The organism is Pseudomonas sp. NFX224 (assembly GCF_048565165.1).
In the GTDB taxonomy this organism is placed as follows: domain Bacteria; phylum Pseudomonadota; class Gammaproteobacteria; order Pseudomonadales; family Pseudomonadaceae; genus Aquipseudomonas.
In genome coordinates this window covers 6,336,780-6,362,486 of sequence record NZ_CP183416.1, presented here as the reverse complement: position 1 = coordinate 6,362,486, position 25,707 = coordinate 6,336,780, and the positions used below count along the sequence as shown (strand labels likewise).

The window sequence follows — 25,707 nt, the reverse complement described above, 5'->3', positions numbered from 1 at the left end:
CTCCTCGGCAGGCGACCAGCATACCTGCGGACGTCTGTTGGGCAAGCGTTGCGAATGTTATTGGGGCGGAAAATGAAAAAGCCACCCGAACAGACTGTGTGAAAACGCACTGAAGGCCAGCCCAACAAACGCCCCGACTTGTTCGGGGCGTTTTTTTTTGTGTGAGCAACAGACGAAAAAAGGCCTTTCAGCCCATTAGCGCGATTAACTGGCGGGCTCCGAGCACGCTAATCGCTCGCTTGAGGTTATAAGCGTTCACCGCCAAGGCCATTTCTGCTTTTGCTCCCTCCAACTGGCGCAGCAGGAACCGACCATTCCCAAACAGCCATTGCTTGAGGTTGCCGAAAGGATGCTCGACGATGGATCTTCGGCTGGCCATCATCTGCGGATGGGCCAGAATTCGCTGCTCCATTCGCTCAAAAGCTTCCTCGTGGGCATGGCGTGAGACATAGCGGCGTTGGGCGCCAGTGCATTGGGATTTGAGCGGGCAGGCAGCGCAGTCGCTGACATCGGCCTGATAGATCCGATCCCCCTTGTTGCGCTGCTTGAGCGTCAGCCAGTTGCCCGCCGGGCACTGATAACGGTCGTGTTCGTCTTCATAGGTAAAATCTTTGCGCTCAAAGAGCGCCTCGCCGCCAGGATTGACCGAACGATTGGGTGGTACATAGACCGTAATGGCAGCCTCCTCGCAGGCCTGAAACTGCTGGCCGTTTGAATAGCCGGCATCGGCCGTCACGCTGAGGGCCTCTTGTTCCAGGTGTTCTTTGGCGGCCTTGGCCATTGGCTCAAGCTGTTTTCGGTCGTCGCCGTCCTGGGTCACTTCGTGATGCAGAATCAGGCAATGTGCGGCGTCCACGGCGGTTTGTACGTTGTAGGCCACCCGCGGGCCCTTGGCGGTGCGCATCATGCGGGCATCACTTTCGTGGGTGTTGAACTGCTCAAGTCCCATCGAGCTCATCAGCGCCTGGCAGCTCTGATTGTTCTGCTGGCGAACTTCAAGCTGCGCCAGGGCTGTTTTGATTGCGCTGCGATCAATCGTCTCTGTGGTTTCGGCCTGGTCGGCTTCATCCAGCTCGGCCAGATACTGAGCAATGCGCTTATCCAGCTTCTCTTCCTGACGTTTGAGCTGTTTCAAATTCATATGACGCCGCGAGGACGCCACTGCCTGAAATTTGCTGCCATCGATGGCCACCAATTCACCGGCGATCAGGCCGGCAGTGCGGCAAAACCGGACGAAGGCACGGCACGTCGCCACAAAAGCGAGTTTGTTGTTTTTACGAAAGTCGGCGATGGTCTTGAAGTCGGGTTTTAGCCGGTTGATCAGCCACATCACTTCGATGTTGCGCTGGCACTCGGCTTCGAGACGCCGCGATGAGCGAATCCGCTGAAAATAGCCGTAGAGATAGAGTTTTAGCTGATCGGCAGGGTCATAAGAGGGGCGGCCGGTGCCTTTGGGCAGCGCCTTATCGAAGCCCAACTGCAACAGATCCAGCTTGGCGACGTAGAGGTCGATGACTCGAACGAGGTGATCCTCGGGGATCAGTTCTTCCAGCGAAACCGGGAACAGGCTGGTCTGGCTGCGGGATTCGCCTTGGATGTAGGCCATAACGAAAAATGCTCCGTATCTTTCGATACGGAGCATTTTCTTTGAGCGCTGCGCAGATTGCTAGGTTTTCACACAGTCTGCGAAGGTGGCTTTTCAATACAGTCAGGTCAAAAGCTTTTAGTAAGCCTTACCCGTCTTATAGAAATTCTCAAAGCAGAAGTTGGTCGCGTCGATATAGCCTTCGGCGCCGCCGCAGTCGAAACGCTTGCCCTTGAACTTGTAGGCCATTACGCAGCCGTTCTGGGCTTGTTTCATCAGGGCGTCGGTGATCTGGATTTCGCCGCCCTTGCCTGGTTCGGTCTGTTCGATCAGGTCGAAGATGTCCGGGGTCAGGATGTAGCGGCCGATGATGGCCAGGTTCGACGGCGCATCTTCCGGCTTTGGCTTTTCAACCATGCTGTGTACGCGGTAGATGTCGTCGCGGATCATCTCGCCGGCGATCACGCCGTACTTGTTGGTCTCTTGCGGATCGACTTCCTGGATGGCCACGATCGAGCAACGGAACTGCTTGTACAATTTGACCATCTGGGTCAATACGCCGTCGCCTTCGAGGTTGACGCACAAGTCGTCCGCCAGCACTACCGCGAAAGGTTCGTCGCCGATCAGTGGACGGCCGGTCAGAATCGCATGACCCAGGCCTTTCATTTCGGTCTGGCGGGTGTAGGAGAACGAGCAGTTGTCGAGCAGTTTGCGGATGCCGACCAGGTATTTTTCCTTGTCGGTGCCTTTGATCTGGTTTTCCAGCTCGTAGCTGATGTCGAAGTGGTCTTCCAGGGCGCGCTTGCCGCGACCAGTGACGATGGAGATTTCGGTCAAACCGGCATCCAGTGCTTCTTCGACGCCGTACTGGATCAGTGGCTTGTTTACCACCGGCAGCATTTCTTTGGGCATGGCTTTAGTCGCTGGCAGGAAGCGAGTACCGTAACCGGCTGCTGGGAACAAGCATTTCTTGATCATATAAGTCCTTGAAAGGGCTGTGTGTACGAGTTTCGGCGCAGTCTAATCAGGCGGCGTGCACCTTACAATGCCCCGCGCTGGCCAACCGATGTCAACATAGAGAAATATTCTCGCGGATAGTTCCGCACGGGCCCGCGCAGATCGCTGCGCGACCCCTTATTGATAGCAGAGACCGGCAGACTTGCACGGTTATCAATTGTCAACAATCGCACCACCCTACACCCATCGGCACCCGTCATGTGCGTTTGGCGCTATCATGGCGCACTTGAACCAGCCAACGAGGCAGATAGATGTCGGCAGCAAAAAGCGTCAACGGGTACCTGATCAACAAGGCGAAAGACGGCCAATGGTGGGTAGACAGCGTCGGCGGCGAGAACATCGCCGGGCCTTTCCCTTCTGAAGCCATGGCGGTCGAAGTGGCATCGGTGTTGCAACTTGAACACCCGGAGCCCAAGCGCCGCGGAAAGGACAAAAACTGATCGTCAGCCGACGCGCCCACAGCCCTGCCATTGCGCAGGGCTTTTTTTGCGAATACGTGCAGGAAGTGGCCTTTGGCTATAACCTTTTGCCCGCGGCGCTGTCACAGGCTTTGCCCACCACTATGACGACGACAAACACATGACTAGATTTTTGCCACTGATTGCGGTTCTGGCCCTGAGTGGCTGCGCGACGTCCGAAACCACGTACCTGAACAACGGCGAGCAAGGCCTGGCTATCGATTGCTCCGGAGAAGCCAATTCCTGGGCGAGTTGCTACGAAAAAGCCGATGCCTCGTGTGCCGGCACCGGTTATCGCATCGTCGGCACAGACGGCAGCCCGGCCCCCGCGGAAAGCGAAAAAACCCTGGGTGTCGACGTCGGCAACTACAAGAACCGCAGCGTGGTGGTGGTCTGCAAGTAAGGCGCCCTGCCCTACATGTGGATTTCGGCGAATTTGATCCCAAGGCCGCGCACGGTTTCGATCAATTCGTCGACGCTCGTGAAGGATTCGACTTCGTCGTTGTCATCCACCAGGAAAAAACTGCGGCCGGCGCTTTTCTTGAAAAACACGATCCACTCACCGGGACTCGCCGGATTCTGAATCACATGGGTGGTGCAGATTTGACCCTCTGCATGGCACTCCCGTACCCTCTCTCGCTTCATGCCCGACTCCAGAAATGACAATGCCGCCAAAGCAGCGCTTTGACGGCATGTGTGTTGAATAGCGCTAGTCTATCAGCCGGAAATGCACGCGGTCGCAGCATCGCGCACATCCCAAGGACGCAGCGGCACATTGGAGATGCGCTCATGGAGCTTGATGGCGCTGCCGCCGGAGCGCTCTTCGATGTCGAACACGGCGGCCGGCCCCGATGACAGCTTCTGCGGCACGATCACCCGAACGCCGTCTTTCTGCGGTTCGATTTGCAGGGCGCCACGGCTGTCGGCGAGTTTTTCGCTCAGGCATTGCGCGTACTCATGGGGTTTCTTGCCGGAAATCACGTTCATGGTCGGCAATGACTCGTTAATGTCCGAAACACTTGCGCAACCACTTGTCGCCAACGCCACTGGCAGGAACCACACACCCCACTTCATACGAAACCTCCGATAAAGATCCTCCGACAGCGCCATTGCGGTTTTTCTCCGAAGACGAGCGCATTTATCGCGCTTTGAATGCCGAATAACTGTGTTTTATTGTCAAACCGCTTAACCGCAGCCGGATAATAACGTGCCGAGGCTGATAAACTGCGCCGCATCGCCCATTGCTATCGTTTTGATTTTGTAGAAAAAGCCCTTCTGGAGGCGCCCATGAAATTTATTCACCAGCGCGAGCACCTCAACGAAGACGACATCGTCGTCATCCAATGCTCGCAAATGTGCAACATCCGTTTGATGAACGACGCCAACTTCCGCAGCTTCAAAAACGGTGGTCGCCACACTTACCACGGCGGCGCGTTCGACACTTTCCCGGCCCGCATTACCGCGCCGAGCACCGGTTTCTGGAACATCACCATCGACACGGTCAACCGCCGTGCGATCAGCGTGACCCGCAAGCCGACCCTGACCCACTCGATCAAAATCATCCGTCGCTCCAGCACGAAACTCAGCTGAGTAACGCCCCCACACGCAGACAGACAGGTATGACCGTGGCTCAAACGACCAAGTACGTCATCAAATACAAACTCAACGGCGAACGCCGCTTCGAGTTCGCCCAGCTCGAAAACGGCACTGCCGAAGAAGCCAAGGCAGCCCTGGACGCCATTCATGGGCAGGACGACGTGATCAGCGAAATCAGCGTCAGCAAAGCGCTGTAACATCTGCCCGGAGCGACAACATGGACGTCTGCTCCCTGGGAAAATTCGACCGCAAGTGTCGGAGTGTTCGCACCCTCAAGGCCTCCTAGACTCGCCACCTCAACAACGTGAGGCCCGGCAATGAGTGAGCAATATCTGGACAGACTGGACTGGCCCCTGCTGGAACAGCAACTCGATCAGGACGGCTGCGCGATCATCCCGTCACTGTTGAGCCACAAGGCCTGCGATGAAATCAGCGCCTTGTATGCCCAGTCGGAGCCCTTCCGATCACAAGTGATCATGGCCCGCCACGGTTTTGGTCGCGGCGAGTACAAGTACTTCAAGTACCCTTTGCCGGGTCTCGTCGCCCGTCTGCGCAGCGCGCTTTACCCGCGACTGGTACCACTGGCCAATCGCTGGCATGAGCAAATGGACCTGCCAGTCCGTTTCCCTGCCAGCCATCAAGCCTTCCTCGAACGCTGTCATGCCGCCGGCCAACAACGCCCGACACCGTTGCTGCTGCAGTATGGGCCGCAGGACTACAACTGCCTGCATCAGGATCTGTACGGCGAACACGTATTCCCGCTGCAAGTGGCGATTCTTCTGTCAGCGCCGGGTGAAGATTTCACCGGTGGCGAGTTCGTGTTGACCGAGCAACGCCCGCGAATGCAGTCGCGCCCGCAGGTCATCGGCCTGAAGAAAGGTGACGGCTTGATCTTCGCGGTCAACCAGCGCCCGGTCAAAGGCGTGCGCGGCTACTATCGTGTGACCCTGCGCCACGGCGTCAGTCGCCTGCACAGTGGAAAACGGCATACCCTAGGCATCATCTTTCACGACGCATCATGAACACCATGACCCCGACGACCTTCGATCTGTTTGCCGATGCTGAGCCTGAGCAGCAGCCCAAATCCGAGCAGATCGGCGAACAATCCTTCGTTCTGCGAGGCTTTGCCCTGCCGTGGCTGGAGCGCTTGCTGCCCGCTCTGGACGCGGTGCTGGCGGCCGCGCCATTCCGGCAGATGATCACGCCCGGCGGTTTCACCATGTCGGTGGCCCTGAGCAGTTGCGGCGCATGGGGCTGGACCACCGACCGCAGCGGTTATCGCTACAGTCGCAACGATCCGCAAACCGGCCTGCCCTGGCCGCCCATGCCCGACGTCTTCTTCGAGTTGGCACACGCGGCAGCGCGCGAGGCCGGTTTTACCGATTTTGTGCCGGATTCCTGCCTGATCAATCGCTATGTCCCCGGCGCGAAAATGTCATTGCATCAGGACAAGGATGAAAAATCCTACGCGGCGCCCATCGTTTCGGTGTCGCTGGGCTTGCCGGCGATGTTTCTGTTTGGTGGTTTTGAACGCAGCGATAAAAGCCGGCGAGTGCCGTTGCTGCATGGCGACATCGTGGTCTGGGGCGGCGTAGATCGCCTGCGTTATCACGGCGTCTTGCCGATCAAGGATGGCCAGCACCCGAAACTGGGTGGGCAGCGAATCAACTTCACTTTTCGTACAGCGCGATGAAGCCCTGGAGTTTGACCGCAAGCGCCGGAGTGTGGGACGACCGGTCGGTGGTTAATCTGCGGCAAACGGGTCAACGGATGTAAACCATGACAAGCCAATCGACAAAAATCACCACCGAAAACGATCCACGCTGGGCCGCCGTTGTCGCCCGCGATCCGCAGGCCGACGGGCAGTTTGTTTATGCGGTGAAAACCACCGGGGTCTACTGCAATCCCAGCAGCCTGTCGCGCTTGCCGAAACCGCAGAATGTCGAATTCTTCGACAGCGCCGAACTTGCCGAAGCGGCGGGTTATCGTCCGAGCAAGCGCACAGCGAAAGATCAAAGCGACATCGCCGCGCAACATGCCGCCACCGTGTCCGCCGCGTGCCGCCAGATCGAAACCGCCGAGGCGCTGCCTGCGCTGAGCGAACTCGCTGAAGCCGCAGGGCTGAGCAGTTTTCACTTTCATCGGGTGTTCAAGGCTGTCACCGGCCTGACACCCAAAGGCTACGCCGCCGCCCATCGCTCACGCCGGGTGCGCGAGCGACTGGCCGATGGCAGTTCGGTGACGGACGCTTTGTACGATGCCGGTTTCAACTCCAACAGCCGTTTCTACGAAGCGGCGGATCAGGTGTTGGGCATGAAGCCCACCGACTACCGCGCAGCCGGGCAGAACAACGACATTCGCTTTGCGGTCGGCCAGTGCTCCCTTGGGGCGATTCTGGTGGCGCAAAGTGAACGCGGGGTGTGCGCGATCCTGTTGGGTGATGATCCGCAGCAACTGGTCTGCGACCTGCAGGACACGTTTCGCCGAGCGAATCTGATTGGCGCCGATCAAGACTTTGAGCAACTGATCGCACAGGTTGTCGGCTTCATCGAAGCCCCCGCCCTCGGCCTGGACTTGCCCCTGGATGTGCGCGGCACGGCGTTTCAGGAGCGGGTCTGGCAAGCACTGAAAGAGATTCCCGTCGGCAGCACCGCCAGCTACGCCGACATTGCCCAGCGTATTGGCGCACCGAAAGCCGTTCGCGCCGTGGCACAAGCCTGCGGCGCGAACAGTCTGGCGGTGGCAATCCCTTGCCATCGCGTGGTGCGCAGCGATGGCAATCTTTCGGGGTATCGCTGGGGAGTAGAGCGCAAACGGCAGTTGCTGGAGCGCGAAACGCAGTGAATCAACAGTTCGCAGCCTGTTAGCGATTCACATCCACCACAACCCGTCCGCGCAATTGCCCGGCCAGCAAGCGCGGTGCGGCTTCGATCACTTCGCTCAAACCGATTTCGCGGCTGATCAGCGGCAGCAGATTGAAATCCAGGTCCTGGGCCAGACGATTCCACGCGTCTACGCGTTTGGCCTTCGGTTGGGTCACGCTGTTGATACCCGCCAGGGTCACGCCACGCAAAATGAACGGTGCGACGGACGCCGGAAAATCCATGCCCTGCGCCAGACCGCACGCCGCGACTGTGCCGTTGGCCTTGGTGCTGGCACAGGCGTTGGCCAGGGTGTGGCTACCAACCGAATCGATGACCGCCGCCCAGCGCTCCTTCGCCAGCGGTTTGCCCGGTTCGGAAAGCGTGGCGCGGTCGATGATTTCGCTGGCGCCCAATTGCTTGAGGTAGTCGTGCTCCGAGGTGCGGCCGGTGGACGCAACCACTCGGTAACCCAACCGGCTCAAGAGCGCGATGGCAAAACTGCCGACGCCGCCATTGGCGCCGGTGACCAGGATTTCGCCTTGCTCGGGCATCACACCGTTGTGCTCCAACGCGAGGATGCACAGCATCGCCGTGTAACCTGCGGTGCCGATGGCCATGGCTTGCGCAGCGGTGAATGCATCGGGCAATGGAATCAGCCAGTCGCCATTGAGGCGGGCTTTCTGCGCCAATCCGCCCCAATGCCCTTCGCCTACACCCCAGCCATTGAGCAGGACTTTGTCACCGACCTTGTAGTCCGGATGCCCGCTGACTTCGACAGTCCCTGCCAGATCGATCCCCGGCACCATCGGGAATTTTCGCACCACCGGGCTGCTGCCAGTGATCGCCAGGCCATCCTTGAAGTTCAGCGTGCTGTACGCCACCCGCACCGTCACATCGCCCTCGGGCAATTGATCGTCATTGATCTGTTGCAGTGTGGCCCGGTAACCGCTTTCATCTTTGTCGATCAAAATACCTTGGAACATTGCTGCCTCCTGGTGGGATCACCCGTTGTGGTTTGAATTAAATACCACATCGCAAAAAAACACCGTACTCGACTTTAAGCCAATTCACCGATCCGCCGGTTTTTCCGTGACCTGCGGCTATGCTTTTTTCGCGGCTCTGAAATGCCATCGCTCGGTGGCGGTGGCGGGCGACATCGGGGGGTAAACATGACTGGCTTTTGGTCAGTCATTGCTGCTACAAAACCGCTCTTGCCGCCCTGCCCGGTTTAACGTCGGAGAACCCCAAAATGAGTCAATGGCCAGACACCCGCATTCTTGACCTGCTCGGGATCGAACTGCCGATCATCCAGGGCCCCATGGCCGGTGCTACCAATGCTTCGATGGTCATCGCGGCGAGCAACGCTGGTGGCCTCGGTTCCATGCCAGCGGCCATGCTGAGCGTCGAGCAGTTGCGCGAAGAACTGAAGACCATTCGCCAACAGTGCCAGCGGCCGATCAACGTCAACTTCTTCTGCCATCAACCACCGCCACTTGACGAGCAACGCGCGCGAGACTGGAAAAACCTGCTGGAACCCTATTATCGGGAACTGGGCGTCGATTTCGATGCGCCGACCCCGGTGTCCAATCGCGCGCCGTTCGACGCCGCTGGTTGCGAGGTGATCGAAGCGTTTCGCCCGCAAGTCGTGAGTTTCCACTTTGGCCTGCCGGAAAAATCCCTGCTCGATCGGGTGAAAGCCACCGGGGCGAAGGTACTGTCCTCGGCCACCACGGTCGAGGAAGCCATCTGGCTTGAGCAGCATGGCTGCGACGCGATCATCGCCATGGGTTACGAAGCGGGCGGCCATCGCGGAATGTTTCTCAGTGATGATCTGAGCAGCCAGGTCGGCACGTTCGCGCTGGTGCCGCAGGTCGTCGATGCGGTGAAAGTGCCGGTAATTGCCGCGGGCGGTATCGCCGACGCACGGGGAGTCGCGGCGGCGTTCATGCTGGGGGCTTCGGCGGTGCAAGTGGGCACGGCGTATCTGTTCACCCCGGAGGCCAAGGTCAGCGCTTCGCATCACAAGGCATTGCGTACCGCCAAGGAAAGCGAGACGGCCGTCACCAACATTTTCACCGGTCGACCGGCGCGGGGGATTCTCAATCGGGTGATGCGCGAGCTCGGTCCGATGAGTTCCAAGGCGCCCACCTTCCCGCTCGCGGGTGGGGCGCTGATGCCGTTGCGCGCCAAGGGCGAAGCAGACTTCAGCAATCTCTGGGCCGGACAGGCCTTTACGTTGGGGGTCGACCTGACCACCGCAGAACTGACCCGGCGCCTGGCCGAGGAAGGCCTGGCAAAACTGCTCCGCCGCTAACGCCGTGTAGCCGCTGCCGAACGCCGCCTTCGGCAGCGGCTACAAAAGCTCCCGCTTTCCGTTTGCAGGCATTTCGCTATATATTTCCATACATAGCGCTTACCCCCTTGCTGCACTTGCCTATCACGGAGCCGTTACATGACCATGCGTGCCTCACGTTTTGCCCCTACCTGCCTGGCAACCCTGCTCGCTACTTTCGCTTTCGGCGTTGCCCATGCGGACGAGGTCCAGGTGGCGGTCGCTGCCAACTTCACCGCGCCGATCCAGGCGATCGCGGCCGACTTCGAAAAAGACACCGGCCACAAACTGGTGACCTCGTTCGGTGCGACCGGTCAGTTCTACACCCAGATCAAGAACGGTGCGCCGTTCGAAGTCTTCCTCTCGGCGGACGACACCACCCCGGAAAAACTGGAAAAAGAAGGTGATACCGCCAAGGGCTCGCGCTTCACCTACGCCATTGGCACCCTGGCGCTGTGGTCGGCCAAAGAAGGCTACGTCGATGCCAAGGGCAACGTGCTGGCCGACAATCAGTATCAGCACCTGTCCATCGCCAACCCGAAGACCGCGCCTTATGGCCTGGCGGGGACCCAAGTCCTGGCCAGGCAAGGCCTGACCGACAAGGTCAAGGACAAGATCGTCGAAGGCCAGAACATCACTCAGGCCTACCAGTTCGTGTCCACCGGTAACGCCGAATTGGGCTTCGTTGCCCTGTCGCAAATCTACAAAGATGGCAAAATCACCAGCGGTTCGGCCTGGATCGTTCCGGGCGAGCTGCACGACCCAATCAAACAAGACGCGGTCATCCTCAACAAGGGCAAGGACAATCCGGCCGCCAAGGCACTGGTTGAGTACCTCAAGGGGCCGAAAGCGGCGGCTGTCATCAAGTCCTACGGTTATCAAATCTAAATGTCGCTATCGAGTGCCGATTTTTCTGCCATCTGGCTGACCCTGAAACTGGCGTCCCTGACGACCGTCATCCTTTTGATCATTGGCACTCCGCTGGCGTTGTGGCTGTCGCGCACCCAGTCCTGGTTGCGCGGCCCGGTCGGGGCGATCGTCGCCCTGCCCCTGGTGCTGCCGCCCACGGTGATCGGTTTTTACCTGTTGCTGGCGCTAGGCCCTCACGGGATTGTCGGCCAGTTCACCCAATCACTCGGACTCGGCACCCTGACGTTCAGTTTTGCGGGGTTGGTGATCGGCTCGGTGCTGTACTCGATGCCGTTCGTGGTCCAACCGCTGCAAAACGCTTTTTCCGCCATTGGTACTCGCCCGCTGGAAGTGGCCGCGACCTTGCGCGCCAATCCCTGGGACACTTTCTTCAGCGTAACGCTGCCGCTGGCGCGCCCCGGTTTCATCACCGCCGCCATCCTCGGTTTCGCCCATACCGTCGGGGAGTTCGGCGTGGTGCTGATGATCGGCGGCAATATTCCCGACAAGACCCGCGTGGTCTCGGTGCAGATCTACGATCACGTCGAAGCCATGGAATACACCCAGGCCCATTGGCTGGCCGGAGCGATGCTGGTGTTCTCTTTTGCAGTATTGCTGGCGCTGTACTCCAGCCGTAAAACCAAAGCAGGCTGGAGCTGATCGATGATTCACACGCGTTTGAAGTTGAGTTATTCGGGATTCGCCCTGGACGTTGATTTGCAGCTGCCCGGTCGCGGCGTCACTGCGCTTTACGGGCATTCCGGCTCGGGCAAGACCACGTGCCTGCGTTGCATCGCGGGGCTGGAGCGCGTCGACCAGGGTTTTATCCAGGTCAACGATGAAGTCTGGCAGGACAGCGACAAAAAGATTTTCGTCGCGCCGCACAAACGTGCCCTGGGTTACGTGTTTCAGGAAGCCAGTCTGTTTCCACATCTGTCGGTGCTGGCCAATCTGGCGTTCGGTCTCAAGCGCATCCCGAAACAACAGCGCCGGGTTGATCTGGCACACGCCACCGAGTTGCTGGGAATCGGTCATCTGCTGGATCGTCATCCGCAACATCTTTCAGGCGGCGAACGGCAACGTGTCGGTATCGCTCGCGCCCTGCTCACCAGCCCCAAACTGCTGCTGATGGATGAACCACTCGCGGCACTGGACACCAAGCGCAAAAGCGAAATCCTGCCTTACCTGCAACGGCTGCACGATGAACTGGACATTCCGGTGCTGTACGTCAGCCATTCCCAGGATGAAGTGGCGCAACTGGCCGACCATATCGTCCTGCTCAGTGAGGGCAAGGCGCTGGCCAGTGGCCCCATCGGCCAGACACTGGCGCGCCTTGACTTGCCTTTGGCGCTGGGCGACGACGCTGGCGTAGTGATCGAAGGCCGTGTCAGCGCCTACGACGCCGACTACCAATTGCTCACCTTGCAACTGCCGGACACGGCCCTGAACATTCGCGTGGCCCACACGCCGATGGCGCCGGGCCAAACGTTGCGCTGCAAGATTCAGGCTCGGGATGTCAGCCTGAGCCTGCACAATGCCGAACACAGCAGCATCCTCAACCGCTTGCCCGTGACCGTGGTCAGTGAAATGGGGGCCGACAACGCCGCCCATGTGCTGTTGCGCCTGGACGCGGCGGGGACGCCACTGCTGGCGCGGATCACGCGGTTCTCCCGCGATCAGTTGAACGTGCATCCGGGCCAGCAACTCTGGGCGCAGATCAAAGCTGTGGCCGTGCTCGCCTAACTTCACTGGCACGACTGCGGCGGCGTGGGGTCAATGGCTGTAACGGCCCCTGATCCCACGCCGAGGACTCTCGCCATGCCCGATGCGCTGCCTTGCGACCTGCACTACGTCGATGACACCCAGCCGGGCATTTCCCGCAAGAAACTGCGTGGCAAATTCTGCTATTTCGACCCGGCAGGTCAACGCATTACCGCCCCGGATGAAATCCAGCGCATCAACGCCCTCGCCGTACCGCCGGCCTACACCGACGTGTGGATCTGCACCGATCCGCGTGGACATTTGCAAGCCACCGGCCGTGACGCTCGCGGTCGCAAGCAATACCGCTATCACCCGCGTTGGCGCGAGGTACGTGACAGCGACAAGTATTCGCGCCTGCGGGATTTCGGCCTGGCCCTGCCGAAACTGCGCCAGCAACTGGAAGCGTTGCTGGCCGCGCCAGGTTTCAGCCGCGACAAGGTGATGGCCACTGTCATCACCTTACTCGATGCCACGCTGATCCGGGTCGGCAACACTCAATACGCCCGGGACAACCGATCCTACGGCTTAACCACCTTGCGCAGCCGCCATGTGGAGATCAACGGCAGTGCGATCCTGTTCCAGTTTCGCGGCAAAAGCGGCGTCGAACATCAAATCACCGTCAAGGACCGGCGCCTGGCGAGGATCATCAAACGCTGCCAGGAAATCCCCGGGCAAAACCTCTTTCAATACTTCGATGAAAACGGCGAGCGGCACACCATCACCTCCGCTGACGTCAACGCCTACCTCCAAACCCTGACCGGTGCCGACTTCACCGCCAAGGACTACCGCACCTGGGCCGGCAGCGCCCTGGCCTTGGCAGTGTTGCGCAAATTGCAGTGGCAACCGGAGTCGGAAGCGAAACGGCACGTGGTGGACATGGTGAAAAACGTCGCCACACAGTTGGGCAACACCCCCGCGGTATGCCGCAAGTGCTACATCCATCCGGGCGTGCTCGAAGGCTTCCTGTTGGGTGCACTGGCCGAGCTACCCAGGCCGAGAACGCGCAAAGGCTTGCGAGCCGAAGAAGTCGGGCTGGCCATGTTGCTGGAGAAACTAGCGTCTGAACCGACGAATTGACCTGCCTATTTTTTGCACGATTACAAATGACTTCTATAGTTGATCTGTACACGAATCAGCTGCGGTGAAGCCATGGAAGACATATTCGTCGTGAAGCGCTGCAACAAGATCATCGTTCATGGTCGCCGGGTCGGAGAATCTGCTCATCAACCGCCTGACGCCGCCGTCTGGTATCGCATCGCCGATACTCGTACCAACGGTTTCATCGGTGACGGCTACGATCTTGAAGAGGACGCACGGCATGTTTGCCGACAGTTGAATGCCAGATCACACGTTACGGCCCGCCAAGGCTGATGAGCCTGCACGCGCCTGTAACGGGTCTATACTGATGGGAGCTGACGGACTAGCGTCCCATCAGTAGACAGCTCGCTCCCGGCGGGCTTTTTACTGCCCTGCCAGGTGTCTTCAACGGAGGTGTTTCCCATGTCCGAAAAAGAGTCCATCACCACCCTGCTCACCCTGCTTGATTCCCGCCAGGTTCGCTTGGCTGCGGCGTGCAAGGAAATCGCCGATTGGGTCGATCACCAAGGCGGACATCCGACTGCCCTTAGAATCCGCGATCGTCTGAACGACATCGAAAAGGACACGCCGCTGATCCGCAACACCTTGTCGTCGCTCAAACCTGTCGAACCACCGCTGCCACGGTTCAGATGATTTGATCCGGGCACACGATCCGTTCTACAGCCTGACACGGGACAGATGATCGGCGACCGTATCGTCACCGAGCGTCTCCCTGTCTGTCGCTTCTGTGCTTGTCCCCACCCCAGCCAGGCGCTGGGATTTTTTTGTGCCGTTAAAAGCAGCGAACGTCACCGCGCACGGGTGGTCCAACGATCACACGTCACCAGGAGACGTTCCGATGGTCACTCACTTCAAAATCAGCGGGCACCTTGCCTGCGGTCACAAAGGCAACAACCTTACCTCCACCCGCGAGCTCAACCGGGTCAAATGCAGAAGCTGCCGCAATACCGACGCATATAAAGAAGCGCGCAAAGATCAGCGTAACGCTGCACGACGCGCCGCTCGCAAAGCCAAGGCTACCCCGACCGTGACTGACTGGCGCCAGGATTGGACCGAACGCCTGACCGCCCTGCCCGGGCTGCAAAGACTGCCCCGCGGCTTCACCGACCAGCCTTTCGTTTAGTCGACAGCTTCGGCGGCCGGATCGAACGGATTTGGCGCGGCCGCCGCTGGCTGCACTGTGCGGGTACACCCGCTGCCTTGGGGCGGCCGGCGCGAGACTTTTCCGAGTACGTCCGGCGCACGGCGGCAACGTGTATCTGGCTTCATGGGGCTAAACGCCGATGTGCTGCATTGGCGGCAATCAACTTCCTCGACTAGGGTGTCTTTCGTATCGAACTGCGGTGCCTTAATTGGCAGGAGCCTGATCAAGGAGGAAACGATGTCATCCATTCGTAGTGCCGAACACACCTATCGCCAGTGGTCCAGCCCGATCCTGCTCGAACTCAAGGAGCGAGAGCATCAGCTAGAACCGTCAGACCGTCAGGCGCTGCAAAACATTTTGCTGGAAAGAAGGCTGCTCAACAGCGGCAACCCTGACGGCAGTGATCGACGCAAGGCTGAACCGGACACCGACGGTTAAGTCGACGACAGTAAACGACAAACACTCACAAGCCCGGCCCAATGCCGGGCTTGTTGGTTTTTGCCATTCGTCAGGTGGTCCGCACCTTCCCCTGTGCCGATCTTCCAACGCTATACCCTCCCCTTTATGCGGAAGACAAAAAATGATGAACAGAAAACTGGCTGTTCTCACGCTCGCTGGCCTGTTGTCGAGCGGATCGCTCTACGCATTGGCCGCGGAGACGATCAAGCAGGGATCCGCCCTTCCGCCGACCGCCCTGCCCGGAATCAATCAGGCCCAAGGCGCTGAGTCCAATGAGGACAAGGCCGACAAAAAGGGCGAGGAAGCGTCGGGCTCAAACTCCGGGGCTGATTCGAAAACCCTGGAGAAAGAAGCGGCATCTTCGAGCAAGCCGAAAGACGTCGAAAAAAAATAGCCCAGTATCGATTCCGGCGGCTAAGCATCAAGGTGCAACACCCCAGCCCGCGCTTCCCGGCGCGGTCTTTTCTTTGCAACCGATTTAATCGGCAATCGTCCCCCGTATCCTGGGCTAGTCTTTCAACTCTAAAATGGAATTGAGATCACTCCACTTTCCCTGGTCTTTTGTGGGTACGTAAATAGTGAAAGGCAGATTGATTGGCGCGACAGTCGTCATGACCGCAGTGGGCGTCCTCGCCTACGGACTAAGCACTTGGGAGGCCAGTAAAAACCAGCGGCAGGATGAGCTGTGCAAGGTCGCGCAAGATCATCTGAAGGCCATTGAAATCCAGGCTCGGGCCATGGCGGCCGGGCTGTCTGTCGAAGGGTACGCCGAGGCGGAAAAGGCCGAAGTGGGCAAGCTCATCCACGCCCTGGATAACGCCAAGAACAAAGAAGAGGCGGAAGCCGTCATATCGGAGCACTCTGCCACGGTCGAAGCGCAGGTGGCCGCAACAGACGCGGAAGTGAAATCGCGCGGCGATCAACCATTCCTCGGGCAACAGCTCAAAGAGCAGCGGATCACCACCGACGTCAAACAGGAAATACAGCGTGCGGAAAAGGCAGTCACCACCGCGTGTAAATGACGTTCTGACAATTTCGATTGTGGTTGATTTTTGCGGAGCAAAAAATAAGGGCTTGCATGAGGTATCTCACGCAAGCCCTTGATATTCATGGTGCCCGAAGCCGGAATCGAACCGGCACGCCCTTACGAGCGGGGGATTTTAAGTCCCATGCGTCTACCAGTTTCGCCATTCGGGCGGTAGCGCGGTGAATCAGAGGGGGGAAATATATACACCCAGCTCCGGTGAAGCAAGGTTGCATGTGCAATTTTCGAGACTAAATCTTACTAACACCGAAATAAAAAAAGCTCAGTAAATCATGGATCTACGAATGACTGCCGTTTATGGGTGGTTTTTTCATGAAGGTGTCGCCAACAGCAGACAAGTGTTCCCCCAGGCACTTTCCTGCGGGATCGAGTAGGAGGCGGGGTTGCCCCCGCCGTGCTCTCACACCACCGTACATACGGTTCCGTATACGGCGGTTCCTGCCTACTGACATACAACGTCAGCGAGCTTGGTTCCGTTGATGTGTCGCCTGTGGTATCTAAGCGCCCAGACCGGCCCTCGGAGCTTCCGGCTCCTACCTCCTGATGGTCTCGACCCCCGCTATGCGGTGTTTCTGCTTTACGCTCCAACAGAGATCACACCCGACTATCCACTCATGGCAGGTTCAGCCCTTCGTTACTCCGGTGTCGAGCAACTACTACGGCCTCTGCTGACTTCTGTCGCCCATCCCGTCATCTCGCGACGCCGGTAGCACATGGCAGGCTATACAGATCTCCCTGGGTAATTCGCGCGACCTTCCTGCTTATGCCTGTCGGATCTACGTCACAGCGTTCCGTACAAGTATTGGGCTTTGAAGATATTGGCCTTCTTACCCCGCTGCACCGCCTAATCCGCTTCCTGTTCGTCAGGCCAGCATTTTGCCTCGGGCTTCCTTCAGATTCGCAGTCACCCGCGACACCCTTGCCTCTGGCTAACACTTCCCCTTGCCGGGTGTGTAGAGGACTTTCACCTCCAAGTCACCAGCGTGGCCACCACAGCCAAGCTGGTTGCGCTTACGCGCAACGCGCCATGCCTGGCGCACCAATAAAAAACCCCGTAGACGTTAATCTACGGGGTTGTTTATTAGTGGAGGCCGAGGTCGGAATCGAACCGGCGTAGGCGGATTTGCAATCCGCTGCATAACCATTTTGCTACTCGGCCTCAAAACATTTGCTGTCAGTAGCACAACATCAAATGCGTACAAATTGGAGCGGGAAACGAGACTCGAACTCGCGACCCCGACCTTGGCAAGGTCGTGCTCTACCAACTGAGCTATTCCCGCGTCTTGGTGTGGCGCATTCTATAGAATCCAGAAGCCCCGTCAACCCCTTGATTCAAAAAAGTTTTATTTCTTTTCAACGTCGGTCTTCAGATGCGGCCAGGCAGCTCGCAAGTATTGGACCATCGACCACAAAGTCAGGCCGGCAGACACCATCAGCAAGGCATAACCGAGCAAGACCCAGAAGGTGAAGTCGGACGGATTCGCCAGCAGGATCACCAACGCCAACATCTGTGCAGCGGTTTTCCATTTACCGAGGTTCGATACGGCAACGTGAGCACGAGCACCGAGCTCGGCCATCCACTCGCGAAGTGCCGAGACGACGATCTCGCGGCCGATGATCACGGCGGCCGGTAGGGTAAGCCACAGATTGCCGTGTTCTTGTACGAGCAACACCAATGCAACCGCAACCATCAGCTTGTCGGCAACGGGATCGAGGAAAGCCCCGAACGGCGTGCTTTGCTCCAGACGGCGGGCCAGATACCCGTCCAGCCAGTCTGTGGCGGCAGCGAATGCGAAGACCGAGGCGGAGGCCACGTAACTCCATTGGTAAGGCAGGTAGAACAGCAAAATGAAAATCGGTATGAGCAGGACGCGTAGAACGGTAATCAGATTAGGGATATTCATCGGCACAACTGGCTACGAGGTGAGGGGGCATTCTACTCGCTGTGCAGATTTGCATAAATCAACTCTGCGAGCTTTTTACTGATCCCGGGGGCTTTGGCAATTTCGTCGATGCTGGCACGAGACAGCTCCTGCAATCCACCAAAATGTTTCAACAAATCACGCCGACGAGTCGGTCCGACACCGGCGACGCCTTCGAGTGTAGACGTACGGCGGGTTTTGCCACGACGGGCGCGGTGCCCGGTAATGGCAAAGCGGTGAGCCTCGTCACGAATTTGCTGGATCAAATGCAGCGCGGGGGAATCACCGCGCAACGTGAATTCATGGGCGGCATCATTGAGGTACAAGGTTTCGAAACCAGCCTTGCGCGTCGCTCCCTTGGCCACACCGAGGAGAATCAGGTCGGGCACCGCCAGCTCATTGAGCACGTCACGGGCCATGGATAGCTGCCCCTTGCCGCCATCCACCAGAAGAATGTCCGGCAGTTTGCCCTCCCCGTCCTTCAGTTTGCTGAAGCGTCGGGTCAGTGCCTGGTGCATTGCGGCGTAGTCATCCCCGGCCGTCACGCCTTCGATGTTATAGCGACGGTAGTCAGACTTGATCGGGCCTTCAGGACCGAACACCACACAGGACGCCACGGTCGCTTCGCCGCTGGAATGACTGATGTCGTAACACTCGAGGCGCTGCGGCGGTTCGTCCAGCTTCAGCACTTCTGCCAGGGCATCGAAGCGTGCCGTGATGTGCTGACGATTCGCCAGGCGCGCGCTCAAGGCCTGTTCGGCGTTGGTCACCGCCAGTTGCTGCCAGCGTGCTCGCGTACCGCGCACCCGGTGACTGATGGTCAGTTCGCGACCACGCAGTTCGTCGATGGCCGCGATCAGTGTCGGAAAGTCCTCATGAACCACGTTGACGATCAACTCGCTCGGCAAGTCGCGCTCAGGACTGCTGACGAAGTACTGGCCAAGAAACGCCGCCATGACTTCGGATACATCTTCTTCAATACCGACTTGCGGAAAAAAGTTTTTGCTGCCCAACACTCGCCCGCCGCGCACGCTGATCAGGTGCACACAAGCACCGCCAGGATTGACGAATGCAGCGATCACATCGACATCACCCGTCCCGCCTTCCATGCTCTGCTGGTCCTGAACCCGACGCAGCAGCGAGATCTGGTCGCGCAACTCGGCGGCACGCTCGAACTCCAGGTTGATCGCGGCCTCTTCCATTGCGGCGGACAACTCGTCTGCCAGCGCATTGCTGCGGCCCTCAAGGAACATCACCGAGTGCCGTACATCTTCGGCATACACCTCGGGCTCCACCAGCCCGACGCAAGGCGCCTTGCAGCGCTTGATCTGGTATTGCAGGCAAGGACGCGTACGGTTCTTGTAATAGCTGTCTTCACACTGGCGAACGAAAAATGCTTTCTGCAGCAAGCTCAGGCTTTCGCGAATCGCACCGGCGCTGGGATAAGGGCCGAAGTATTTGCCCTTGGCCTTTTTCGCACCGCGATGGATGCTCAGACGTGGGAACGCCCCGTCGGATAGAAAAACATACGGATAGGATTTGTCGTCGCGCAACAGGATGTTGTACGGCGGCCGCCACTCCTTGATCAGCGTCTGCTCAAGCAACAACGCCTCGGTTTCGTTGGCCGTGATGGTCGTCTCGACCTGGGCGATACGTGCAACGAGCGCGGCAGTTTTCGGTGCGAGACCGGTTTTGCGAAAGTAGCTGGACAGGCGATTCTTGAGATTCTTGGCCTTGCCGACATAAAGCAGGCGCGCATCGCTGTCGAACATGCGGTACACACCGGGACGCCCACTGACGGTCGACAGGAAGGCGCTTGGATCAAAGGTCTCAGTCATTTTCAGAGGCTGGCATCAACCATGCCGTGACGAACCGCCAACAGCGTCAACTCGACATCACTGCTGATCGAAAGCTTTTCGAAGATGCGGTAACGGTAGGTGTTCACGGTTTTCGGCGAGAGGCACAACTTGTCGGAAATGATCTGGACCTTCTGACAACCGACGATCATCAATGCGATCTGGATTTCCCGTTCGGACAAAGCGTCGAACGGCGAATCGTTGGTTGGCTGGAAAGATTTGATCGCCAGTTGCTGGGCGATTTGCGGACTGATGTAGCGCTGCCCGGCGAACACCAGGCGGATGGCCTGGACCATTTCCGGCAAACCGGCGCCCTTGGTCAGGTAACCTGCGGCACCCGCTTGCAACAGTCGAGTGGGAAACGGATCTTCCTCGCACACGGTCACCGCGACGACTTTGATGTCCGGATGACTGCGCAACAATTTGCGAGTGGCTTCAAGACCACCAATTCCCGGCATCTTGACGTCCATCAACACCACGTCGGGCTTGAGTTCACGCGCCTTGAGCAGGGACTCTTCCCCTGATTCAGCCTGGCCGACCACTTGCAGGCCATCGATGTCAGCCAGCATTCGTGTAATGCCTGTACGAACGAGATCATGGTCATCGACTACTAGCACCCTAATCAAGCAGACACCTCGCGATATGGTCTTATTGGGTTGCCGACACCTTAGCAAAAAAGCAACTGGCAGACCTAGCGGAAAGCGTCATATAAAAAGTTTCAACTTATCTTGAAAGGCCTGTGCCAAGCGTGTTTCAGCGATGCATGCCTTCAACGTCGCGTTGCATTCTCAGGAAACACTCGTCCGTTCCGACTACCTGTAGTCCTTTTCTTTCATACAACGCCCGCGCCGGGTTGTTTTCAAACACCGTCAAGCGCAATGCCGGACGATGCTCGCTGCATGCCAAGGCAAATACCTGATCGATTGCCCAGGAACCTGCGCCCTGCCCGCGAAACGCTTCGACGACTTGTAGTTCACGAATGTAGAGGGCCCTGGCGTCCCGACTCAGACTGACGTACCCCACCCGACTTTCGCCGCGCATGATCAATCGGTTGTCGCGCCCTGCCCAGGCAACATCAAAGGCTTCGTCCTGCCACAACAGATCGTGCTGAATGTAATAGCGCAGCATGTTCCGGCAGGTCAGTTCGCGGGCGAAACCGAGGTCGTGATCCGTCGTCGGACGCCATTCAAATTCCATCTGGACTCCAGGGTCGTTGCGGGATCACGAAGTGTGTCACAACCGCCGGCCCGCTCAAGTGATAGAAAGCGCCTTCTGTGTCCGATAGCATTTTCTGATTGAATGCACGCACCGGCCTCTAGTAAGCTCGGTGCATCCATCGGAGACAGACCATGTTCAACGCCCTCACACAGCTTTCTTCCGCCAGCGCCCTGCGCTCGGTTGCGGCTGCCCGGGTGAACGACGTTTGCGCTCCGGCAAGCTTTTATTTTGGGTATTGGTTTAGCCACTGGCGCGCCTGATACCCACACGGCGCCCACTTCAAACGGGTCGCCACCAGAGAATTCTCAACCCCCGGTCGGCCTCCCGACCGGGGGTTTTGTTTTTTCAGCCCCACCTGTTTTTTAACGACACACCAGACATCTAGAGGATCAAGAACATGAACTACGCCACTTATTACCGTTACGACAGTTTTACCGCCTGGCGATTTACCACCCTCCGTTCGGGACAGCCTGCCGCCTCCGATCGGTCACCCACAGGTGGCAAGCACACACACGCAGCCAATCCGGCCAATTGTCGAACACCCCACTAGGGCCGAGCGCGCGGGAACGAACCCGCCGCCAGCCCAGGAAGCCTGAACATGAACTCGTCCGTCTCTGCTCTGCCACTGTCCACCCTGAGCCCAGCCAATGAAGCGCTGACCCTGCGCCTGCCAAGCTCGTTGCAACTCAAACAGCAACTGCCGCTCACCAACGTCCTGACCCGGCAAGTCGCCGCCCACCGCCAAGCGGTCCGCGCGATCCTCAACGGTGAAGACTCCCGAATGTTGGTCATCGTCGGTCCCTGCTCGATTCATGACCCGAAATCCGCGCTCGAATACGCAAGCAATCTGGCCCGCCTGGCCGCTGACGTCAGTGACGAAATGCTGCTGGTGATGCGCGCCTATGTCGAAAAACCCCGCACCACCATCGGCTGGAAAGGCCTGGCCTACGACCCGCATCTCGATGGCAGCGATGACATGGCCGCTGGCCTGACGCTGTCGCGTGAACTGATGCGCGAAATGTTGCTGATGGGCTTGCCGGTCGCGACCGAACTGCTGCAGCCCATGGCCGCCGGCTACTTCGACGACTTGCTCAGTTGGGTCGCTATTGGGGCCCGCACCACCGAGTCGCAAATCCACCGTGAGATGGCCAGCGGTCTGAGCATGCCGGTCGGCTTCAAGAACGGCACCGATGGCGGTGTTACCGTCGCCAGCGATGCCATGCGTTCAGCAGCCCATCCGCATCGCCACTTCGGCGTCGACAGCCAGGGACACCCCGCGATCATCCAGACTCCGGGCAATGAAGACTCCCACCTGGTGCTGCGCGGAGGTCATAACGGACCGAACTACGAGCGTGCCAGCGTTGCCAGGGTGCACAGCGACTTGACCAGGCTGAAGATCCCGGCCCGGATCATGGTCGACTGCAGCCACGCCAACAGCGGTAAAGACCCGCTGCGTCAGCCCGCGGTGTTCAATGATGTGCTTGAGCAACGCCTGCAAGGCGATCGTTCGCTGATCGGCATGATGATCGAGAGTCATTTGTTCGAAGGTTGCCAGCCGCTGACTCCCTCTCTGAAATACGGCGTGTCGGTCACCGATGGTTGCCTGGGCTGGGACGGTACCGAGCAACTGTTGCGGCAGGCGGCGAAGCGCCTGCGCGCTCAAAACGAAACTCAACAACCGGCATGACCTCGCCCGCCAACCAGTCTTCAGAAAAGACTGGTTGGCGGTAGCAGCACTAAGACTGCACCTTCACCAACGTGACGTCTGACAACTGGCTGACATCATCGAGACGTTCGACCGAATAGGAGACACGGATAGTTGAATCCCGATGCTCCCGCCAAAACCGGTAGGGAACGATAAACACCAATGGTTGACCGGCCGTGTCCCTCGATATCTCGCGATCATCCCGGTGATTGAAATAGTCGCCATCACATTTCAGGTAGACCAGCTCGCCCTCTTCTGCCCGCGCGTCATCGATCACGACGGTGATGCCATCCATCGCATCTTGCAGGTCCAGCAAGCCCTCATCGGCCTCCAGCACCTCAGGCGCGGAAAGGGGCTGACGCGTCAGAGGACCAATCAGCAGTTGAGCCGTTTCCGAGTAACGAGCGACCCGCCCCTCTTGCAAGACACAGTAACCGAGGGTGACGCTGGAGCCGAGGTTGGGGGCGATGTACTCCGGGCTGATCCAGAACGACAGTTCACCGCCCACCGCAAACGACTCGACTCTCAGCATGTCATTGAAGCTGGCCTGAGCCGAAACACCTGCCCAGCTCAGCAGAACCTGATCTCCCATGGCCATCCGCGCATAAGGCTTGATAGTCACCAGTGCCCCCTCTTCGACCCGGTCAGGGTCAAGGGTGTTGCCCACTGAATCGTTCGCAATCACTGGCAACAGGTCTTGCCGGGCATCGCCGACACTCAACTGCAATCGCCGGGATTGCACAGGCTGAGGCCGCTGTGCACTTTCTAGCGTGTAGTAAACCTCAACCGAGCCGCCATCAAGTGCTGCGATATGTGTGGCGGGAACGATAAAGACCAGGTCCGTGCCTGCCTGTCCATCGCTGACAAAACGCATCACTTCATGTTTGTAGACCAGCCCCTCGAAATCCAGTCCTGTCCAGAACAACACCAACTTGTCTCCACAGGCCATGCCGAGATATGGCCTGACCTTAATGACAGCTTTCCTTTCGGAGGGATCGAGCATGGCATTTTCAGCCTGCTCCATCACCGGTATGGACAAGTTCAAATCGGTTTCATACGTGTTCATCTGAAGGCTCCAGTCCTTGGAATAGATGCCCTGTGCGAACGGGCATCACAACGAAGCCCATTGAACCCCATCAGCAGGAACGGCGATGTCGGGAGAACGCTTCGGATCGCACGGATAAATGACGTCAGCGAGGTAGGTCAATGATCAAAAGCGTCCTCAAGCCGATGAAAAGATGGCGACACATTCCGACTAGGCCCTCAGGCACATCTGACTTTTCGACACTTTTCTATTCCGTTTTCCTCAAGTTACAGCGGCTTTTTCATACATCGCGCGCATGTCCGAGTGCTTTAGAGTGAGGCCCAAGGCAACTCCCTGACCGCTCAAAAAGGAAAAAAACATGCAAAGGAATGCAAGCACGCTTTATCCAGTGTTGCTGGTTCATGGACTTTTCGGCTTCGACCGGATCGGCTCCTTCGAGCTGTTTCATGACGTCAAACAGGCGCTTAGAAGCGCTGGGGCAAGAGTGCTCGTGCCGCAATTGTCGGCGACCCACAGCAACGAAGCTCGGGGCGAGCAGTTGCTTTGGCAGATCGACCGGGTTCTGGAAGGCACCGGCGCAAAAAAAGTCAACCTCATAGGTCACAGCCAGGGCGCACTCGCTGCTCGCTATGCGGCCGCGGTTGCGCCGACGTCGATCGCTTCGGTGACTTCAGTCAGCGGCCCAAATCATGGCTCGGAGCTGGCCGACTTCCTGCGCAAGGCCCTGACGCCCGAAAGCCTGCCGGAGCAGATCGCCGAAACGGTCGCGACCCTGTTTGCAGACTTTCTGTCGTTACTCAGTGGCAACCCTCGCCTGCCCCAGGACGCTGTCGCGGCACTGAACGCATTGACCACCGAGGGTGTAGGCGAATTCAACGACAAGTACCCGCAAGGACTACCGAAAACCTGGGGCGGCAATGGTTGCGAGCGGGTCAATGGCGTCCGTTATTACTCCTGGAGCGGCATTCTGTCGGCAAACCCTCTGGATGAAGGCGTCAATGCCCTTGACCCACTGCACGGATTTTTGCGGGCCTTTTCCCGTTACTTCATCACCGAAGCCGATCAAAACGATGGCATGGTCGGTCGCTGCAGCTCTCATCTTGGGACCGTCATCCGCTCCGACTATCCGCTCGACCATCTGGGTACCCTCCGCCAGGCAGGCGTTCCCGTGGTAAAAGGCATCGACCCGATTCAGTTGTACGTGGAGCACGCCGAGCGCCTGAAAAAAGCCGGTCTTTAACGAATGCCGGCAGACTACGGCGCATCGCACGGAATTATGAGGAGAAATAGCTCACTGATTGCGGTACGCTCGACATTTTACCGAACATTGAAAGGAGTATTTTCCCATGGCTAAAGCCACTGCCCGCCACATCCTCGTAGCCAGCGAAGCCAAGTGCAACGAACTCAAGGCCCAAATCGAGGCTGGTGCAGACTTCGCCGAAGTCGCCAAGGCCAACTCCACTTGCCCTTCCAGCCGCCAGGGCGGCGACCTGGGTTCGTTCGGTCCGGGCCAGATGGTCAAGGAATTCGACACCGTCGTCTTCAGCGCACCGATCAACATCGTGCAAGGCCCGGTCAAGACCCAGTTCGGCTATCACCTGCTGGAAGTGACCAGCCGTCAGGACTGATCGACGCCTGACTTTGTTCCTCAACGGCCCGCCTTCTGGTGGGCCGTTGTGTTTCATATACGTAA

At 58.5% G+C, this 25,707-nt stretch carries 32 protein-coding genes and 3 tRNA genes; 22 read left to right on the top strand and 13 right to left on the bottom strand.

The annotated features are described in order from the left end of the window. Positions 1–187 precede the first annotated feature (187 nt). Positions 188–1,606 carry an IS1182 family transposase gene (locus ACNYC6_RS29220; protein WP_419708291.1) on the bottom strand — a complete coding sequence of 473 codons (1,419 nt, stop codon included), beginning with the start codon at positions 1,604–1,606 and terminating at the stop codon, positions 188–190. 117 nt (positions 1,607–1,723) lie between these two features. Further along, positions 1,724–2,563 (bottom strand): UTP--glucose-1-phosphate uridylyltransferase GalU, encoded by an 840-nt coding sequence (gene galU / locus ACNYC6_RS29215; RefSeq protein WP_008065368.1) that lies wholly within the window; start codon positions 2,561–2,563, stop codon positions 1,724–1,726. Positions 2,564–2,853: 290 nt separating this feature from the next. On the opposite strand from galU, the gene ACNYC6_RS29210 reads away from it, so the two are divergent. Both ACNYC6_RS29210 and ACNYC6_RS29205 read left to right on the top strand, forming a co-directional pair. Beyond that, a complete protein-coding gene (locus ACNYC6_RS29210) occupies positions 2,854–3,042 on the top strand; it encodes a hypothetical protein (RefSeq protein WP_338580575.1) in 189 nt (62 codons plus the stop codon). A 139-nt stretch (positions 3,043–3,181) separates the two neighbouring features. Beyond that, positions 3,182–3,463 (top strand): hypothetical protein, encoded by a 282-nt coding sequence (locus ACNYC6_RS29205; protein ID WP_419710339.1) that lies wholly within the window; start codon positions 3,182–3,184, stop codon positions 3,461–3,463. An 11-nt stretch (positions 3,464–3,474) separates the two neighbouring features. Here the strand turns inward: ACNYC6_RS29205 and ACNYC6_RS29200 are convergent, their stop codons facing one another. Continuing rightward, positions 3,475–3,705, bottom strand: a complete 231-nt coding sequence (locus ACNYC6_RS29200; RefSeq protein ID WP_338580573.1) for a hypothetical protein — start codon at positions 3,703–3,705, stop codon at positions 3,475–3,477. A gap of 72 nt (positions 3,706–3,777) precedes the next feature. Continuing rightward, positions 3,778–4,134: a hypothetical protein gene (locus tag ACNYC6_RS29195; RefSeq protein WP_419710338.1), complete on the bottom strand. Its 357-nt coding sequence runs from the start codon at positions 4,132–4,134 to the stop codon at positions 3,778–3,780. Positions 4,135–4,347: 213 nt separating this feature from the next. Here ACNYC6_RS29195 and ACNYC6_RS29190 point away from each other — a divergent pair, with 213 nt between their 5' ends. From ACNYC6_RS29190 to ada, 5 genes are all read left to right on the top strand, one after another. Further along, positions 4,348–4,650, top strand: coding sequence for a DUF1883 domain-containing protein (locus ACNYC6_RS29190; RefSeq protein WP_007912251.1), 303 nt, complete (start codon positions 4,348–4,350; stop codon positions 4,648–4,650). Positions 4,651–4,679: 29 nt separating this feature from the next. Continuing rightward, a complete protein-coding gene (locus ACNYC6_RS29185; RefSeq protein WP_191630475.1) occupies positions 4,680–4,853 on the top strand; it encodes a hypothetical protein in 174 nt (57 codons plus the stop codon). Between the two features lie 120 nt (positions 4,854–4,973). Next, positions 4,974–5,678 carry a 2OG-Fe(II) oxygenase gene (locus ACNYC6_RS29180; protein WP_419710337.1) on the top strand — a complete coding sequence of 235 codons (705 nt, stop codon included), beginning with the start codon at positions 4,974–4,976 and terminating at the stop codon, positions 5,676–5,678. Positions 5,679–5,683: 5 nt separating this feature from the next. Beyond that, positions 5,684–6,349, top strand: a complete 666-nt coding sequence (gene alkB / locus ACNYC6_RS29175; RefSeq protein WP_419713036.1) for a DNA oxidative demethylase AlkB — start codon at positions 5,684–5,686, stop codon at positions 6,347–6,349. 86 nt (positions 6,350–6,435) lie between these two features. Then, positions 6,436–7,500, top strand: a complete 1,065-nt coding sequence (gene ada, locus ACNYC6_RS29170) for a bifunctional DNA-binding transcriptional regulator/O6-methylguanine-DNA methyltransferase Ada (protein ID WP_419710336.1) — start codon at positions 6,436–6,438, stop codon at positions 7,498–7,500. Between the two features lie 19 nt (positions 7,501–7,519). On the opposite strand, the gene ACNYC6_RS29165 is transcribed toward ada, so the two are convergent. Beyond that, positions 7,520–8,503: an MDR family oxidoreductase gene (locus tag ACNYC6_RS29165; protein WP_419710335.1), complete on the bottom strand. Its 984-nt coding sequence runs from the start codon at positions 8,501–8,503 to the stop codon at positions 7,520–7,522. A 266-nt stretch (positions 8,504–8,769) separates the two neighbouring features. On the opposite strand from ACNYC6_RS29165, the gene ACNYC6_RS29160 reads away from it, so the two are divergent. The 11 genes from ACNYC6_RS29160 to ACNYC6_RS29110 all read left to right on the top strand — a co-directional run bounded on the left by ACNYC6_RS29160 (position 8,770) and on the right by ACNYC6_RS29110 (position 16,245). Continuing rightward, complete coding sequence (locus ACNYC6_RS29160) at positions 8,770–9,834, top strand: NAD(P)H-dependent flavin oxidoreductase (RefSeq protein WP_419710334.1); 1,065 nt, start codon at positions 8,770–8,772, stop codon at positions 9,832–9,834. A gap of 138 nt (positions 9,835–9,972) precedes the next feature. Beyond that, positions 9,973–10,740: a molybdate ABC transporter substrate-binding protein gene (modA, locus tag ACNYC6_RS29155; RefSeq protein ID WP_419710333.1), complete on the top strand. Its 768-nt coding sequence runs from the start codon at positions 9,973–9,975 to the stop codon at positions 10,738–10,740. After that, positions 10,741–11,421 carry a molybdate ABC transporter permease subunit gene (gene modB / locus ACNYC6_RS29150; protein ID WP_419710332.1) on the top strand — a complete coding sequence of 227 codons (681 nt, stop codon included), beginning with the start codon at positions 10,741–10,743 and terminating at the stop codon, positions 11,419–11,421. 3 nt (positions 11,422–11,424) lie between these two features. After that, positions 11,425–12,504, top strand: coding sequence for a molybdenum ABC transporter ATP-binding protein (gene modC / locus ACNYC6_RS29145; RefSeq protein WP_419710331.1), 1,080 nt, complete (start codon positions 11,425–11,427; stop codon positions 12,502–12,504). Between the two features lie 75 nt (positions 12,505–12,579). Then, positions 12,580–13,599, top strand: a complete 1,020-nt coding sequence (locus ACNYC6_RS29140; protein ID WP_419710330.1) for a DNA topoisomerase IB — start codon at positions 12,580–12,582, stop codon at positions 13,597–13,599. A 72-nt stretch (positions 13,600–13,671) separates the two neighbouring features. Beyond that, positions 13,672–13,893, top strand: a complete 222-nt coding sequence (locus ACNYC6_RS29135) for a hypothetical protein (protein WP_419710329.1) — start codon at positions 13,672–13,674, stop codon at positions 13,891–13,893. Between the two features lie 129 nt (positions 13,894–14,022). Next, the gene (locus tag ACNYC6_RS29130) at positions 14,023–14,253 is read left to right on the top strand and encodes a hypothetical protein (protein ID WP_008031039.1); all 231 of its coding nucleotides are present in this window, start codon (positions 14,023–14,025) and stop codon (positions 14,251–14,253) included. A 205-nt stretch (positions 14,254–14,458) separates the two neighbouring features. Continuing rightward, positions 14,459–14,743: a hypothetical protein gene (locus ACNYC6_RS29125; RefSeq protein ID WP_419710328.1), complete on the top strand. Its 285-nt coding sequence runs from the start codon at positions 14,459–14,461 to the stop codon at positions 14,741–14,743. A gap of 258 nt (positions 14,744–15,001) precedes the next feature. Beyond that, entirely contained in the window at positions 15,002–15,202 is a 201-nt protein-coding gene (locus tag ACNYC6_RS29120) for a hypothetical protein (protein ID WP_419710327.1), read from the top strand. 145 nt (positions 15,203–15,347) lie between these two features. Continuing rightward, positions 15,348–15,617 carry a hypothetical protein gene (locus tag ACNYC6_RS29115; RefSeq protein ID WP_419713035.1) on the top strand — a complete coding sequence of 90 codons (270 nt, stop codon included), beginning with the start codon at positions 15,348–15,350 and terminating at the stop codon, positions 15,615–15,617. 217 nt (positions 15,618–15,834) lie between these two features. Beyond that, complete coding sequence (locus tag ACNYC6_RS29110; RefSeq protein WP_419710326.1) at positions 15,835–16,245, top strand: hypothetical protein; 411 nt, start codon at positions 15,835–15,837, stop codon at positions 16,243–16,245. An 88-nt stretch (positions 16,246–16,333) separates the two neighbouring features. Here the strand turns inward: ACNYC6_RS29110 and ACNYC6_RS29105 are convergent. From ACNYC6_RS29105 to ACNYC6_RS29075, 7 genes are all read right to left on the bottom strand, one after another. Beyond that, a tRNA-Leu gene (locus ACNYC6_RS29105) sits at positions 16,334–16,420 on the bottom strand. A gap of 933 nt (positions 16,421–17,353) precedes the next feature. Next, positions 17,354–17,427 (bottom strand) — tRNA-Cys (locus ACNYC6_RS29100). Between the two features lie 45 nt (positions 17,428–17,472). Then, a tRNA-Gly gene (locus ACNYC6_RS29095) sits at positions 17,473–17,548 on the bottom strand. A 63-nt stretch (positions 17,549–17,611) separates the two neighbouring features. Next, on the bottom strand, positions 17,612–18,172 hold the full coding sequence (gene pgsA, locus ACNYC6_RS29090; RefSeq protein WP_419710325.1) for a CDP-diacylglycerol--glycerol-3-phosphate 3-phosphatidyltransferase: 561 nt from the start codon (positions 18,170–18,172) through the stop codon (positions 17,612–17,614). A 32-nt stretch (positions 18,173–18,204) separates the two neighbouring features. Continuing rightward, positions 18,205–20,028 carry an excinuclease ABC subunit UvrC gene (uvrC, locus tag ACNYC6_RS29085; protein WP_419710324.1) on the bottom strand — a complete coding sequence of 608 codons (1,824 nt, stop codon included), beginning with the start codon at positions 20,026–20,028 and terminating at the stop codon, positions 18,205–18,207. A 2-nt stretch (positions 20,029–20,030) separates the two neighbouring features. Further along, positions 20,031–20,672 carry a UvrY/SirA/GacA family response regulator transcription factor gene (uvrY, locus tag ACNYC6_RS29080; RefSeq protein WP_008015884.1) on the bottom strand — a complete coding sequence of 214 codons (642 nt, stop codon included), beginning with the start codon at positions 20,670–20,672 and terminating at the stop codon, positions 20,031–20,033. Between the two features lie 127 nt (positions 20,673–20,799). After that, on the bottom strand, positions 20,800–21,243 hold the full coding sequence (locus tag ACNYC6_RS29075; protein WP_419710323.1) for a GNAT family N-acetyltransferase: 444 nt from the start codon (positions 21,241–21,243) through the stop codon (positions 20,800–20,802). 152 nt (positions 21,244–21,395) lie between these two features. Between ACNYC6_RS29075 and ACNYC6_RS29070 the strand changes: the two genes are divergently transcribed. Together ACNYC6_RS29070 and ACNYC6_RS29065 are read left to right on the top strand one after the other, a co-directional pair. Then, the gene (locus ACNYC6_RS29070) at positions 21,396–21,524 is read left to right on the top strand and encodes a hypothetical protein (RefSeq protein ID WP_419710322.1); all 129 of its coding nucleotides are present in this window, start codon (positions 21,396–21,398) and stop codon (positions 21,522–21,524) included. Between the two features lie 338 nt (positions 21,525–21,862). After that, positions 21,863–22,951: a 3-deoxy-7-phosphoheptulonate synthase gene (locus ACNYC6_RS29065; protein ID WP_419710321.1), complete on the top strand. Its 1,089-nt coding sequence runs from the start codon at positions 21,863–21,865 to the stop codon at positions 22,949–22,951. Between the two features lie 49 nt (positions 22,952–23,000). On the opposite strand, the gene ACNYC6_RS29060 is transcribed toward ACNYC6_RS29065, so the two are convergent. After that, positions 23,001–24,035 carry a hypothetical protein gene (locus tag ACNYC6_RS29060; protein WP_419710320.1) on the bottom strand — a complete coding sequence of 345 codons (1,035 nt, stop codon included), beginning with the start codon at positions 24,033–24,035 and terminating at the stop codon, positions 23,001–23,003. Between the two features lie 337 nt (positions 24,036–24,372). On the opposite strand from ACNYC6_RS29060, the gene ACNYC6_RS29055 reads away from it, so the two are divergent. Both ACNYC6_RS29055 and ACNYC6_RS29050 read left to right on the top strand, forming a co-directional pair. Continuing rightward, on the top strand, positions 24,373–25,254 hold the full coding sequence (locus ACNYC6_RS29055) for an esterase/lipase family protein (RefSeq protein ID WP_419710319.1): 882 nt from the start codon (positions 24,373–24,375) through the stop codon (positions 25,252–25,254). A 106-nt stretch (positions 25,255–25,360) separates the two neighbouring features. After that, a complete protein-coding gene (locus ACNYC6_RS29050) occupies positions 25,361–25,642 on the top strand; it encodes a peptidylprolyl isomerase (RefSeq protein WP_419710318.1) in 282 nt (93 codons plus the stop codon). The last annotated feature ends 65 nt before the right edge of the window (positions 25,643–25,707 follow it).

Excerpts from the sequence above, each read along its gene's own strand:
- ACNYC6_RS29220 (WP_419708291.1), bottom strand. The coding sequence starts at position 1,606 with ATGGCCTACATCCAAGGCGAATCCCGCAGCCAGACCAGCCTGTTCCCG.
- galU (WP_008065368.1), bottom strand. The coding sequence starts at position 2,563 with ATGATCAAGAAATGCTTGTTCCCAGCAGCCGGTTACGGTACTCGCTTC.
- ACNYC6_RS29210 (WP_338580575.1), top strand. The coding sequence starts at position 2,854 with ATGTCGGCAGCAAAAAGCGTCAACGGGTACCTGATCAACAAGGCGAAA.
- ACNYC6_RS29205 (WP_419710339.1), top strand. The coding sequence starts at position 3,182 with ATGACTAGATTTTTGCCACTGATTGCGGTTCTGGCCCTGAGTGGCTGC.
- ACNYC6_RS29200 (WP_338580573.1), bottom strand. The coding sequence starts at position 3,705 with ATGAAGCGAGAGAGGGTACGGGAGTGCCATGCAGAGGGTCAAATCTGC.
- ACNYC6_RS29195 (WP_419710338.1), bottom strand. The coding sequence starts at position 4,134 with ATGAAGTGGGGTGTGTGGTTCCTGCCAGTGGCGTTGGCGACAAGTGGT.
- ACNYC6_RS29190 (WP_007912251.1), top strand. The coding sequence starts at position 4,348 with ATGAAATTTATTCACCAGCGCGAGCACCTCAACGAAGACGACATCGTC.
- ACNYC6_RS29185 (WP_191630475.1), top strand. The coding sequence starts at position 4,680 with ATGACCGTGGCTCAAACGACCAAGTACGTCATCAAATACAAACTCAAC.
- ACNYC6_RS29180 (WP_419710337.1), top strand. The coding sequence starts at position 4,974 with ATGAGTGAGCAATATCTGGACAGACTGGACTGGCCCCTGCTGGAACAG.
- alkB (WP_419713036.1), top strand. The coding sequence starts at position 5,684 with ATGACCCCGACGACCTTCGATCTGTTTGCCGATGCTGAGCCTGAGCAG.
- ada (WP_419710336.1), top strand. The coding sequence starts at position 6,436 with ATGACAAGCCAATCGACAAAAATCACCACCGAAAACGATCCACGCTGG.
- ACNYC6_RS29165 (WP_419710335.1), bottom strand. The coding sequence starts at position 8,503 with ATGTTCCAAGGTATTTTGATCGACAAAGATGAAAGCGGTTACCGGGCC.
- ACNYC6_RS29160 (WP_419710334.1), top strand. The coding sequence starts at position 8,770 with ATGAGTCAATGGCCAGACACCCGCATTCTTGACCTGCTCGGGATCGAA.
- modA (WP_419710333.1), top strand. The coding sequence starts at position 9,973 with ATGACCATGCGTGCCTCACGTTTTGCCCCTACCTGCCTGGCAACCCTG.
- modB (WP_419710332.1), top strand. The coding sequence starts at position 10,741 with ATGTCGCTATCGAGTGCCGATTTTTCTGCCATCTGGCTGACCCTGAAA.
- modC (WP_419710331.1), top strand. The coding sequence starts at position 11,425 with ATGATTCACACGCGTTTGAAGTTGAGTTATTCGGGATTCGCCCTGGAC.
- ACNYC6_RS29140 (WP_419710330.1), top strand. The coding sequence starts at position 12,580 with ATGCCCGATGCGCTGCCTTGCGACCTGCACTACGTCGATGACACCCAG.
- ACNYC6_RS29135 (WP_419710329.1), top strand. The coding sequence starts at position 13,672 with ATGGAAGACATATTCGTCGTGAAGCGCTGCAACAAGATCATCGTTCAT.
- ACNYC6_RS29130 (WP_008031039.1), top strand. The coding sequence starts at position 14,023 with ATGTCCGAAAAAGAGTCCATCACCACCCTGCTCACCCTGCTTGATTCC.
- ACNYC6_RS29125 (WP_419710328.1), top strand. The coding sequence starts at position 14,459 with ATGGTCACTCACTTCAAAATCAGCGGGCACCTTGCCTGCGGTCACAAA.
- ACNYC6_RS29120 (WP_419710327.1), top strand. The coding sequence starts at position 15,002 with ATGTCATCCATTCGTAGTGCCGAACACACCTATCGCCAGTGGTCCAGC.
- ACNYC6_RS29115 (WP_419713035.1), top strand. The coding sequence starts at position 15,348 with ATGAACAGAAAACTGGCTGTTCTCACGCTCGCTGGCCTGTTGTCGAGC.
- ACNYC6_RS29110 (WP_419710326.1), top strand. The coding sequence starts at position 15,835 with ATGACCGCAGTGGGCGTCCTCGCCTACGGACTAAGCACTTGGGAGGCC.
- pgsA (WP_419710325.1), bottom strand. The coding sequence starts at position 18,172 with ATGAATATCCCTAATCTGATTACCGTTCTACGCGTCCTGCTCATACCG.
- uvrC (WP_419710324.1), bottom strand. The coding sequence starts at position 20,028 with ATGACTGAGACCTTTGATCCAAGCGCCTTCCTGTCGACCGTCAGTGGG.
- ACNYC6_RS29075 (WP_419710323.1), bottom strand. The coding sequence starts at position 21,243 with ATGGAATTTGAATGGCGTCCGACGACGGATCACGACCTCGGTTTCGCC.
- ACNYC6_RS29070 (WP_419710322.1), top strand. The coding sequence starts at position 21,396 with ATGTTCAACGCCCTCACACAGCTTTCTTCCGCCAGCGCCCTGCGCTCG.
- ACNYC6_RS29065 (WP_419710321.1), top strand. The coding sequence starts at position 21,863 with ATGAACTCGTCCGTCTCTGCTCTGCCACTGTCCACCCTGAGCCCAGCC.
- ACNYC6_RS29060 (WP_419710320.1), bottom strand. The coding sequence starts at position 24,035 with ATGAACACGTATGAAACCGATTTGAACTTGTCCATACCGGTGATGGAG.
- ACNYC6_RS29055 (WP_419710319.1), top strand. The coding sequence starts at position 24,373 with ATGCAAAGGAATGCAAGCACGCTTTATCCAGTGTTGCTGGTTCATGGA.
- ACNYC6_RS29050 (WP_419710318.1), top strand. The coding sequence starts at position 25,361 with ATGGCTAAAGCCACTGCCCGCCACATCCTCGTAGCCAGCGAAGCCAAG.